Origin of the sequence: Streptomyces sp. NPDC000594 (assembly GCF_040299965.1) — a bacterium.
Taxonomy (GTDB): Bacteria; Actinomycetota; Actinomycetes; order Streptomycetales; family Streptomycetaceae; genus Streptomyces.
Genome location: NZ_JBEPCY010000022.1, coordinates 65,075 through 76,614, shown reverse-complemented (window position 1 = coordinate 76,614; position 11,540 = coordinate 65,075). Strand labels below are relative to the sequence as shown.

Here is an 11,540-nt window from a genome sequence, read left to right as displayed (position 1 = left end):
CGGATCTCTGGGCGTTCCGGATCTCTGGGGTCCGTGGTGGGTGGTCTCACCCGTGCCAGGAGTCGAGCCCCAGCAGCTTGCGTCCGAGGCCGGTCAGGGCGGCGGTGTCATAGCGCTCGGACTCATGGCGGATGGCGTCGCCGACGAGGGTCCGGTTCCACTCGGGGGTGGACAGCGTCCGCCAGGACTCGACCCGGGAGCGGCGCAGCTCCTCGTGGGACTCCAGGGCGGGCATCATCGACAGGTACTGGACCGCGCGGACGCCGCCCGCGGAGGTGTTGGGGGCGACCCCGTGGGCCAGGAGACCGTTCCAGATGAGCAGGTCACCGGCGCGCAGCTCGGGCCGGATCACGGGGAACTCCGCACGGTCGACGGCGGGCCGGATGGGGTCGCGGTCGGCGGGCTGGGCGACCTTCCACGGCTCGAAGCGGTGGAACAGCTCCGGGTTGCACTGGAATCCGCCGTGGTCCGCCTGGGTGTCGTTGAGCGCGATGATGCCCTGGACCCGCTGGGGCAGCACCCCGAGGGTGGTGTCGACATCCCAGTGGAGTTCGATGTCGAAGCCCTCCTCGGTGGGGGCGATGAGGGCGCGGTCGCGGTTCTTGACGTTCGGCGGGTTGAGGTTGAGCCGGTCCAGCGTCACCCACAGCTCCTCGCAGTCCCAGACGTCCACAAAGGAGTCGTAGACCCGCTGGGCCTGGCGGCTGTCCCAGATGAGCTGGTGGTGGTAGGCCTCGACAAAGCCGTAGATGTGCAGCTCACGGTCGAGGTCGGTGCGGTAGGGCCGCTCCTCGTACCAGGTGTCGGGCCGGTCGGGGTCGAGGCCCTGGAAGTCCCAGGCGAAGTCCAGCAGCCGGAGCGCGGCGGCACGGGGGATCGCCTCGCGGACCACGACGTAGCCGTACTTCTGCCAGAAGGCGTAGTCGTCCTCGGAGAGGACGCGCAGCTTCTGGGACTTGTCGATCTCCCGCAGCTGGGTCTGGGCGAGATAGGACTCGCCGTCCGCGCTGAAGTAGGGAAGGGCGGACGGGGCGCGGTGCAGATAGCCGGGGCCGGGGTGTGCGGGCATGCGATCACTCCAGGTGGGAGAGGTGGGTGAGGGAAGGCACCGGACGCCGTCGGCGGGGTCCGGGCAGGGCGGGGCGCCGGCCCGGCCGCCCGGGGGCGGTCACGGTCGGTGCGCCGTGTGTCGCGCGGTGCGGCGGCGACGGATGGTGTCGCTCACGCCGGTCCGCCGGATCCGGGGCGGGCCGCCGGTGGGCGGGCGTCCCGGGGACGGCGGAATGCGTCGATACGGGTCGGTACGAGGGTGGTGGCCGGGGGTCCGCCGGTCATCGGGGTGGGGCGGACGGACCCTGCCGGGGAACGGCACGACCGGGGCCGCACAGGGCGGACGGGCGCACGGCGAACAGCGCCGGCGGGCATGCCGACGTCAGCGTCGGCGGGGCCACCGGTGGGAACGGTCCGCGGGGCGGACCGGCCACCCCGGGCAGGGGAAAGGGCGGTACGGGGAAGGGCTGGGCCGGGGTGCTTTCCTCCTTGGCATCGCTGTCCCGCACCAGGGCATGGCAGGCCCCGGGGGACGGGCGCGTTTCATGGCGCGCCGGACGGTCCACGCTCGTCCGGCGGGAAGGACGGCCGGGTCTGGCCCGCTCCGGTCCTCGATGGCACCAAGGTGGACTAGACCAACTTTCCGTGTCAACCCCCCTCGCATGCTGCCATGGTTGACGTGTCGTCGGCGACCCGCCGGGGGGCCCGGACCCGGCTTGCGTGGCCGGGAAGAGCGGGTAAGGTGCGGGGCGCCGGACCGGATCCGGGGTGAGTTCCGCCCCCGTCGGCCGTTCCTCCGTGCCTGCGTCAGCGCTGCCCGGAGCCCGCCCCGAGGCCCCCGCCGAAGCTCCCACCGCAGCCCCTCCGAAGTCACCGCCGACCATCCGCCCGCCCCCTTCGCCGCTCACCGACCGCAGACGGCCCATGACCGTGGGCCACCCCGGGCCGGGTCCGGCGGGAGCGGCCGGACCCCGGCGCGGCGCCCCGGTCCGGCCGGCGTCACGGCCGCAGTCACAGCCGAGGCCACGGCCCAGGTCACGGCCCAGGTCACGGCCCAGGTCACGGCCCAGGTCACGGCCGACATCACGGACGGCCTCGCGGAGGAGCACAATCGAGTGAGGGGGTGGACCGCACACAGCCCGGAGGGTGATCCGATGGCAGCCACCCGGAGCCGGTCCCGGTATGTCCCGGACCGGGGACTCACCACCCGCATGGCGACCACCATGTTCCTGATCGGCCTGCTCTACGTGGTCTTCGTGGGGGTGCTGCTCGCCCTGATGCGGGGCGCCTGGCCGCTGATCCTGCTGATCGCGGGCGGGCTGTTCATCGCCCAGTTCTGGTTCAGCGACCGGATCGCCGCCCGGGGCATGGGGGCCCGCGAGGTCACCCCCGAGGAGGCACCCGAGCTGCATGGCGCGGTGGACCGGATCTGCGCCCTGGCCGATATGCCCAAACCCCGGGTCGCCATCGCCCAAAGCGATGTCCCCAACGCCTTCGCCACCGGCCGCAGCCAGAAGACCGCCCTGGTCTGCGCCACCACCGGACTGCTGCGCCAGCTGGAGCCCGAGGAGCTGGAGGGCGTTATCGCCCATGAGCTGTCCCATGTCGCCCACCGCGATGTGGCCGTGATGACCATCGCCTCGTTCCTCGGCGTACTGGCCGGTCTGATCACCCGGTTCTCGCTCTACAGCGGCCTCGGCCGGGCCGGGCGCGACAACAACGCGGCCCTGGCCATGGCGCTGATCCCGCTGATCAGCGCGGTGGTGTACGTGATCAGCTTTCTGCTGACCCGGCTGCTTTCGCGCTACCGGGAACTGGCCGCCGACCGGGCCGCGGCGCTGCTCACCGGCCGGCCGTCGGCGCTGGCCTCGGCACTGACCAAAGTCACCGGCGAGATGGCCCGGATCCCCACCCGGGATCTGCGCCAGGCCGAGCCGTACAACGCCTTCTGGTTCGCCCCGGCCTTCGCCTCCCGCGAGAGCCTGGCCCGGCTGCTCTCCTCCCACCCCACGCTGGAACGGCGGCTGGAGCAGCTGGCGCGGATCTCCGCCGGACTGGCCAGGCCCTGACTGGAGGGGCGATGGGCTTCCTCGACGCACTGCTGGGCCGCACCAGGCCGGTCAGACCCGATCTGGACCGGCTCTTCGGGATCCCGTCGGCGGCGATCACCCTCCAGGCGGGGGCGGATCTCCTGCCGACCGGATCGGGTTCGGTCTGCTTCGCCAGCGTGGAGGGCGGCGCCTTCGCCACGCTGCGCACCGAGGTCCAGGAGCTGCTCGACGCCGACACCGGCCGGGGCGGGGTACCGGTGGAGTTCCAGCGGGACGCGTACGGCTACAGCTGGCTGCTGGTGCGGCAGCCGGCCGAGGACACCGCGTCCCTGGTCAACGATCTGCACGCGGTCAACACCCTGCTCCAGGAGGCGGGGTTCGGGCCGCAGCTGCTCTGCTCGCTGGTCTCCTTCCACGAGACCTCGGGGCCGGGCGCGCTGGCCCTGGTCTATCTCTACAAACGGGGGACGTTCTACCCCTTCGCACCGGTTCCCGGGGCCGCGGAGCGGCGGGACAACGCGCTGGAGCTGACGGTCCGGGCGCTGCTCGCCGACGACCTGCCGATGGAGTCCGATCTGTCCCGGTGGTTCCCGGTCTGGGGTGCTCCAGGGCTCACCGAAACATGATCACCGGACAATCTCTTATCAGCCAGACATACTCTTTTCAGCCAACCTCGCCGGAATGCCCGCCACCATGCAACCCCAGACGCCGTTCCTCCCTCTCCACCGACAGGTCACACCCGTACGCCCCGCGTCAGCGCCGGCCCCGGTGAGACGTGACCGCCATCGAACCGTCACGTGAATCCGTAAGACAGAGGAACGATGAACGCAATCCCACGTACCCGCCTCTGGCGCTCGGCGCTCGCCGTCTCCGCGGCGCTCGCGGTCACCGCCGGTGTGGCCGCCGCAGCACCGGACAACGGCAGCAAGAAGGCCCCCGCCGCACCCGGCACCCCGCAGCTGAGCCTGCTCGCCGCCGTTCCGTCGGTGACCTGGACCCGCTACAAGGCGGAGGGCGAGTTCCCCGGCGGCATCTTCGACGCCGACCTCGGTCTGCATCTCGCCTCCGAGAAGGCCCCCTTCGAGCTGCGTCTGAAGCGCGGCTCCTACGACAAGCCCATCGCCGTCGAGCAGATTCTGCACGACGGCAAGAAGAGGACCGTCAAGAAGCTTCCCGCCGGGCTGGTCAAGGACTTCGCCGGGCTGCCCGACTTCGTCGAGGTCACCTTCACCGACAGCAAGGGCAAGGTCGTCCGCAAGACCAAGGACAGCTTCTGCCCCAACAACGCCTCCGGCCGGCTGCGGCCGACCGGGCCGCAGTCCTCGCGCTTCCCGCAGGGCTGCCCCGGTAACCCGCTGACCGTCGGCTCGGTCTGGGGTGTCGAGAAGGACTGGGGCACCAACATCTACAACGGGCACTACGAGTGGGACGGCACGCCGTTCGACCTGCCCGTCGGTCAGTACACCGCCAAGGCGACGGTGGGGAAGAAGTACCGCGATCTGTTCGGCATCCCGAACAAGTCGCACACCGTCAAGGTCAAGGTGGAGGAGTACGTCGAGGAGGAGGGTCCGGTCGGCGGCGTGGCACAGCGCCTGGCCGAGCGGGGCCACTCCGGTGAGGGCGGCCACGCCGACCACCACGCCGGTCACGCGGGCCACGCGGGTCATGGCAAGAAGCCCGCCATGTCCCTCGCCCAGGCGACCGGTGGCACCGGCCCCTCGTACAACGTGGGCCACACCCCGTACCCGCCGGCCGGACCGGCGCTGCCCTGGGCGCTCCAGAAGAACGCGCGCTCGGTGGCCAATGTCGGTGACCGCGCCGGGCAGACGGACGGCTCGGCCCAGGCGGCCGGCGACCGTCCCAACGCCAAGCGCCCCACCGGCAAGGCGAAGGTGCCGAACGTTCCCAAGCCCGACCTGCGCTCGCTGCCGGCCTTCGGCATCGAGATCCAGCAGCCGGACGAGACGGGCAAGCCCGGCAAGGACTTCATGTCCTTCGCCGCCAATGTGTGGAACGCCGGACCGGCCGAGCTGGTCGTCGACGGCTTCCGTGCCAAGGGCAAGGACGTCATGGACGCCTATCAGTACTTCCACGACGCCAACGGCAAGCAGGTCGGCTTCTCCCCCGCGGGCTCGATGGAGTGGGACCCGCGTGAGGGCCACAACCACTGGCACTTCGTGGACTTCGCCAGCTACAGCCTGCTGAAGGCCGACAAGAAGGAAGCGGTCCGCAGCGGCAAGGAGGCGTTCTGCCTCGCCAACACGGACGCGGTCGACTACACGGTGAAGGGCGCCAACTGGTCGCCCGACAACACCGACCTCTCCTCCGCGTGCGACGGACCCACCCGGGTCTCCATCCGCCAGCGGCTCGACGTGGGCTCGGGTGACACCTACACCCAGGATCTGCCGGACCAGGCGTTCGACATCACCACCCTGCCCAACGGCACCTACTGGATCCAGGTCAAGGCCAACCCGGCCAACCGCCTGACCGAGACCAACACCAAGAACAACACCGCCCTGCGCAAGGTCGTGCTCGGTGGCAAGCCCGGCGCCCGGACCGTGACCGTGCCCGCGCACGGCCTGGTCGACGACCACTGACCCGGTCGACGGCTGATCACGGGGGAACACGGGTCCGTCCGGTGACGGAGGGCCCCGTACGACACCGTCAGCACCCTCTGTGAAACGGGGCCCGGTGGCATCGCAAGCGCCACCGGGCCTCCGTCTGTCCGGGGCACCCCGGACCCGCGCCGATCAGGGGCGGCCGGGCCCCTGGGCCGGTTCCGCCCGGGGGGCGCCACCGCGCCGGCCGATGAGGGAACCGAGGATCTCCCCCGCCCGTACCGCGGTGTGGGAGAGCAGGGTCGAGGTCAGCCCATGGCTGTGCTCGGTACCACCCTGGAGATAGATGTCCGCCGCGACCCCCGCGACGGTCTCCACCCGGTGGTCGCGCCCGACGACCAACTCGTCCTCCTCGTCACGGAGGCAGAGCTTGCCCAGGTCGCCCAGGCTCTCACCGATGCCCTGCGGCTGATATCCGGTGGCATGGACCAGCAGATCGGCGGCCAGCTCCTCCCGCTCCCCCGTCGGCAGGAACTCCACGGTGACCCGCAGCGCGTCCGGCCCGGGGACGACCCCCCGGATCCGGGAGGCGTTGAGCATTCTCAGCCGGCGTCTGCCCTGCACCTTCTCCTGGTACATGGTCCGGGAGAGCGATTCGATCAACTCCAGGTCCACCACCGAGTAGTTGGTGGACCGGTGGTAGTCGTCCAGGGCCTGCTTCACCTCGCGCGGGGCTCCGTAGTAGTGGTCCACCGCCTCGGGATCGAAGATCCGGTTGGCGAAGGGGCTGTCATCGGCCGGTGTATAGCCGTACTTGGCGAAGACGGAGCAGATCTCGGCCTCGGGGAAGGTGCGGTGGAGATAGCCGACCGCCTCGGCGGCGCTCTGCCCGGCACCCAGAACGACCGCACGGCGCACCGGGGTTCCGGCCGCCCGCACCTCCGCGACCCGGGGCAGCAGTTCACTGGTGTGCCAGATCCGGTCGGAGAGCACCGTACCCGGCGGAAGATGGGGCTCCAGGCCGGTGGCGACCGAGAGGCGGCGGGCCCGGTGGACCGTGGTGACACCGGCCGGATCCCTGCTGGTGACATCGAACCAGCGGACCTCGCCCTCCTCGGTGACCGGCTTGACCGAGACGACCTCCGCCCCGTACTCCACCACTCCCCCGACCCGCGCGGCGGCCCAGGCGAAGTAGTCGTGGAACTCGATCCGCAGCGGGAAGAGCGTCTTCTGGTTGAGGAAGTCCACCAGCCGTCCGCGCTCCCTGAGATAGCAAAGAAAACTGAAGTCGCTGGTCGGATCGCGCATGGTGACCAGGTCCTTGAGGAAGGACACCTGCATGGTCGCGTCGTCGATGAGCATGCCCCGGTGCCAGCCGAAGCGTGGCTGGCGCTCCAGGAAACAGGCGGCGATCCGATCCGCCTCGGGAGCCCGCGCGTTGTGTTCCCTGACCGCGATGGCGAGGGCCAGATTCGAGGGTCCGAAGCCGATGCCCAGGATGTCATAGATGGTGCCGGACGGGCTGTGCAGTGCGTTCACCACGTCGTCGCCTCCCTCAGCAGGCATATGTTAGATAAGGTTAGCCTTACCTTGCAATGTCCTGAGGAGGATTCATGCGGGTCGTCATGTTCGGCTATCAGACCTGGGGTCATCGCACGCTGCGGGCGCTCCTGGAGTCCGGGCACGAAGTGGTCCTCGTGGTCACGCATCCCCGCAGTGACCATGCGTACGAGAAGATCTGGGACGACTCGGTCGCCGACCTCGCCGAGAAGCACGGTGTCCCGGTGCTGCTGCGCGACCGGCCCGGCGACGACGGGCTGTTCGCGGCGCTCCGCGAGGCCCGGCCGGACATCATCGTCGCCAACAACTGGCGCACCTGGCTGCCGCCGGAGATCTACGACCTGCCGCCGCACGGCACCCTCAATGTGCATGACTCGCTGCTGCCGAGGTACGCCGGTTTCTCCCCGCTGATCTGGGCCCTCATCAACGGCGAGCGCGAAGTCGGCGTCACCGCGCACCGGATGGACGCCGAGCTGGACATGGGCGACATCCTGCTCCAGCGGTCGGTGCCGGTGGGCCCCCGGGACACCGCCGCCGACCTCTTCCACCGTACGGTCGATCTGATCGGACCGATCGTCACGGAGTCACTGGAGCTGATCGGTTCGGGGCGGGCGGTGTGGACACCCCAGGACCGTTCCCGGGCCAGCTTCTTCCACAAACGGGCGATCGAGGACAGCCGGATCGACTGGAACCGCCCGGCGGAGGAGCTGGAGCGGCTGGTGCGCGCCCAGTGCGACCCGTACCCCAACGCCTTCACCCATCACCGGGGCCGGCGCATCCGTATCGTCTCGGCCTCGGTCTCCCGCAAGTGCTACGGGGGCACCCCGGGGCGGATCTTCATCAAGGAGGACGACGGGGTGGTCGTCGTCGCCGGCGCGGACGCCCGCTCGGGGGACCGGCGGGGGCTGGTGATCAGACGGCTGCGGACCGAGGACGGGACCGAGCTGGCGGCGGGGGACTTCTTCCGGACGATGGGGGGCTATCTCACCGCCCGGCCCTGAGCACCGCCGGGCCCCGGCGCGGTCCCGGCGCACGGGGCGGGGCGGGGCGGGGCGGTCGGGGCGGGGCGGTCGGGCGGGACGGCCGTCAGACCTTGGCGACCGAGACGGCGCCGGGGCTCTCGTGGTACCGCCCCATCGGGATGACCATCGGGGTGCCGCTGACCGGGTCCGGGGCGATCCGGCAGCGGAGCCCGAAGACCTCCTCGACCAGCTCGGCGGTGATGACCTCGGCGGGATCGCCCTCGGCGACGATCCGTCCCGCCTTCATCGCGATCACATGGTCGGCGTAGCGGCAGGCCTGGTTGAGGTCGTGGAGGACCATCACCACGGTGCGGTCCTGCTCGCGGTTGAGATCGGTCACCAGGTCCAGGACATCGATCTGGTGGGCGAGGTCGAGATAGGTGGTCGGCTCGTCGAGCAGCAGTACGGGGGTTCCCTGGGCGACGGCCATGGCGATCCAGGCGCGCTGCCGCTGCCCTCCGGACAGCTCGTCCACCGGGCGGTCGGCCAGCTCGCTCATCCCGGTGGCGCGGAGCGCGTCATGGACGGCCCGCTCGTCGCCCTGGGACCACTGGCGCCACCAGGTCTGGTGCGGGGAGCGGCCCCGGCCGACCAGGTCGATCACGGTCAGCCCTTCGGGGGCGACCGGCGACTGGGGCAGGATGCCGAGGCGCTGGGCCAGTTCCCGGGTGGGTATCGCGTGCAGCGAGCGGCCGTCGAGATGGACCGCGCCCGCCGCCGGGGCCAGCAGCCGGGCCAGCGCGCGCAGCAGGGTGGACTTGCCGCAGGCGTTCGCCCCGACGATGGCGGTGACCCGGCCGGAGGGCAGGGCGACATCGAGGTCGTGGACCACGACCCGGTCGTCGTAGGCGAGCCGGAGTCCGGCGGCCCGCAGATCGGGGCCGCCGGTCGACAGCTCGGGACCGGCGGTCGGCAGACCGGAACCGGTGGGCGGCAGATCGGGACCGGCGGGCGGCGTGGTCTTCGTGGACATGGAATCAGCCTCCTGAGCCGGCGCGGTTGGCGCGGATGAGCAGCCAGAGCAGTACGGGGGCGCCGAGGACGCCGGTGACGACGCCGACCGGGAGCTCGGTGTCGTCGATCAGGGTGCGCGCGATCAGATCGGCGACCAGGACGACCAGGGCCCCGGTGAGCCCGGCGGCCAGCGGGGGCGGCCAGGCGGTCCGCGCCAGCCGCTGGGCGATCTGCGGCGCGGCGAGGGCGACAAAGGCGACCGGTCCCGCGGCGGCGGTGCCGAAGGCGACCAGGCCGACGCCGGTGATCAGGACGGCGAGCCGGACCGGCTGCACCCGGGTGCCGAGGGACCGGGCCACGTCGTCGCCGAGCTGGAGGGTGCGGAGCAGCCGGCCGAGCAGCAGGGCGACGGGGAGCAGCACCGCGACGGCGATGATCAGGGGGTTGATCTGGTCCCAGGTGCGGCCGTTGAGATTGCCGACGAGCCAGCCGAGGGCGGCCTGGGCGTCCATCTGCTTGCCCCGGGCCATCAGGAAGTCGCTGACGCTGGTGCAGATCCAGGCGACGCCGACGCCGACGAGGACGATGCGGTAGCCGGTGGTGCCGCGCTTCCAGGCGAGCAGATAGACGAGGAGGGCGGTGGCCAGGGCGCCGAGGAGGCCGAGCCACTGGGTGGGCAGTGCGGCGTCCCAGCCGAGGACGATGCCCGCGACGACGGCGGCGCTCGCGCCCTGGGTGATCCCGATCATGTCGGGGCTGGCCAGGGGGTTGCGGGTCATCGTCTGGAAGAGGGCGCCGGAGACCCCGAAGGCGACTCCGACCAGCACCGCGGTCAGCGCCCGGGGCAGCCGCAGCTCCTGGACGATCAGCTCGGTACCGGGGTCCCCGGATCCCACCAGCGCGCGGGCGACCTCGGTGAGGGAGTAGGGGATGTCGCCGATCGCGATGGACCAGCAGAAGGTCAGGGCGACGGCGGCGGCGAGGACGGCGCAGACCAGGGCCTGGCGGGGGCGGAGCACTCCGGATACGGGGGGCATCGCCAGCCGGAAGGGGATCCTGCCGGGCTGCCGGGCGGGGCCGCCGGGCCGCTTGTCGACGCCGGGCCGGTCCGCCGGGCCGGCGGGGTGGTCGGTGAGGAGGTCGGTCATGCTCACAGCTCCGCGAGTCGGCGGCGGCGGACCATCACGATGAAGAAGGGTCCGCCGATGAGGGCGACCAGGATTCCGGCCTGGATCTCGGTCGGTTTGGCCAGCAGCCGTCCGGTGATGTCGGCGGCGAGCAGCAGCGAGGGGGCGAGGACGGCGGAGAGCGGCAGCAGCCAGCGGTAGTCGGGGCCGATGCCCGCGTACTGGGTGAGGACCCGGGCCACATGGGGCACGATCAGGCCGATGAAGACCACCGGGCCGATGACGGCGACCGCGCCGCCGGTCAGCAGGGTGACGGCGGCCACGCCCAGCAGGCGCAGCGGGAGGAGCCGGACGCCCAGCGAGGTGGCGACGTCGTCGCCGAGGGCGAGCCGGTTGAGCGAGGGGCCGAGGGCGAGCGCGATGAGCGCGCCGGCCAGCAGGAAGGGGAGGATCCGGGGCAGGACCGCCTGGTCCTGGTTGGCCAGGGTGCCCGCGGACCAGAAGCGGAAGCGGTTCAGCGCGTCCGGGTCGGTGAGGGCGATGGCGCTGGTCACCGAGGTCAGCAGGGCGGTGACGGCGACACCGGCGAGGGCCAGTTTCACCGGGGTGGAGCCGGAACGTCCGAGTCCGCCCATGACATAGACGAGGACGCTGGCGGCGAGGGCGCCGCCGAAGGCGAACCAGATGTAGCCGTAGGCCGAGCCGAGGCCGAGGACTCCCACGGCGAGCACGATGGAGAAGGCGGCACCCGCGCTGACCCCGAGGAGGCCGGGGTCGGCGAGCGGATTGCGGGTCAGGGCCTGCATCAGGGTGCCGGCGAGCCCCAGCGCGGCTCCGGCGGCGACCCCGAGGGCGGTCCGCGGGACCCGTACCGACCAGACGACATTGTCGATCCGGCTGCTGGGGGCGGACCCGAGGAGGGTGTCCCACACCTGGCCGAGGGGGACGCCGAGGGCGCCGACGGAGAGGGAGAGGGAGATGAGGGCGACCAGCAGGGTCACGGAGAGCACGGGAAGGAGGACCGCGCGGGGGCGTTTCGCTGTGGACACCGGGCTCCCCACGTCACTTCGTTAGGTTAGGCAGACCTTCAATGTAAGCCACGCGGGGCCGTCGGATGACCCGTCTGCGAGGACACCCTGTTGATTTAGGTAATGCTTACCTTAGTATGACCCGGGCCCGCTCCCGGTCATGGCCGGGAACGATTCCTTTTCCTTTACG

Annotated in this window: 9 protein-coding genes; 4 read left to right on the top strand and 5 right to left on the bottom strand. The window is 71.4% G+C overall.

What is annotated here, in order from left to right:
• Positions 1-46: 46 nt before the first annotated feature.
• A complete protein-coding gene (locus ABT354_RS25910) occupies positions 47-1,069 on the bottom strand; it encodes a phytanoyl-CoA dioxygenase family protein (RefSeq protein ID WP_351497918.1) in 1,023 nt (340 codons plus the stop codon).
• Between the two features lie 1,135 nt (positions 1,070-2,204).
• Here ABT354_RS25910 and htpX point away from each other — a divergent pair.
• From htpX to ABT354_RS25895, 3 genes are all read left to right on the top strand, one after another.
• On the top strand, positions 2,205-3,119 hold the full coding sequence (htpX, locus tag ABT354_RS25905; RefSeq protein WP_351497916.1) for a zinc metalloprotease HtpX: 915 nt from the start codon (positions 2,205-2,207) through the stop codon (positions 3,117-3,119).
• An 11-nt stretch (positions 3,120-3,130) separates the two neighbouring features.
• Positions 3,131-3,727 carry a PspA-associated protein PspAB gene (gene pspAB, locus ABT354_RS25900; protein ID WP_351497914.1) on the top strand — a complete coding sequence of 199 codons (597 nt, stop codon included), beginning with the start codon at positions 3,131-3,133 and terminating at the stop codon, positions 3,725-3,727.
• A 195-nt stretch (positions 3,728-3,922) separates the two neighbouring features.
• A complete protein-coding gene (locus ABT354_RS25895) occupies positions 3,923-5,698 on the top strand; it encodes a lysyl oxidase family protein (protein ID WP_351497912.1) in 1,776 nt (591 codons plus the stop codon).
• 153 nt (positions 5,699-5,851) lie between these two features.
• Here the strand turns inward: ABT354_RS25895 and ABT354_RS25890 are convergent, their stop codons facing one another.
• On the bottom strand, positions 5,852-7,225 hold the full coding sequence (locus ABT354_RS25890; RefSeq protein WP_351497910.1) for a lysine N(6)-hydroxylase/L-ornithine N(5)-oxygenase family protein: 1,374 nt from the start codon (positions 7,223-7,225) through the stop codon (positions 5,852-5,854).
• Between the two features lie 47 nt (positions 7,226-7,272).
• Here ABT354_RS25890 and ABT354_RS25885 point away from each other — a divergent pair, with 47 nt between their 5' ends.
• Positions 7,273-8,220: a methionyl-tRNA formyltransferase gene (locus ABT354_RS25885; protein WP_351497908.1), complete on the top strand. Its 948-nt coding sequence runs from the start codon at positions 7,273-7,275 to the stop codon at positions 8,218-8,220.
• 85 nt (positions 8,221-8,305) lie between these two features.
• Here ABT354_RS25885 and ABT354_RS25880 read toward each other — a convergent pair whose 3' ends face one another.
• Genes ABT354_RS25880 through ABT354_RS25870 form a run of 3 tightly spaced genes read right to left on the bottom strand, consistent with a single transcriptional unit; the run spans position 8,306 to position 11,371 of the window.
• Positions 8,306-9,214, bottom strand: coding sequence for an ABC transporter ATP-binding protein (locus ABT354_RS25880; protein WP_351497906.1), 909 nt, complete (start codon positions 9,212-9,214; stop codon positions 8,306-8,308).
• A 4-nt stretch (positions 9,215-9,218) separates the two neighbouring features.
• A complete protein-coding gene (locus ABT354_RS25875) occupies positions 9,219-10,343 on the bottom strand; it encodes a FecCD family ABC transporter permease (protein WP_502983499.1) in 1,125 nt (374 codons plus the stop codon).
• A 2-nt stretch (positions 10,344-10,345) separates the two neighbouring features.
• The gene (locus ABT354_RS25870) at positions 10,346-11,371 is read right to left on the bottom strand and encodes a FecCD family ABC transporter permease (protein ID WP_502983498.1); all 1,026 of its coding nucleotides are present in this window, start codon (positions 11,369-11,371) and stop codon (positions 10,346-10,348) included.
• Positions 11,372-11,540: the final 169 nt, after the last annotated feature.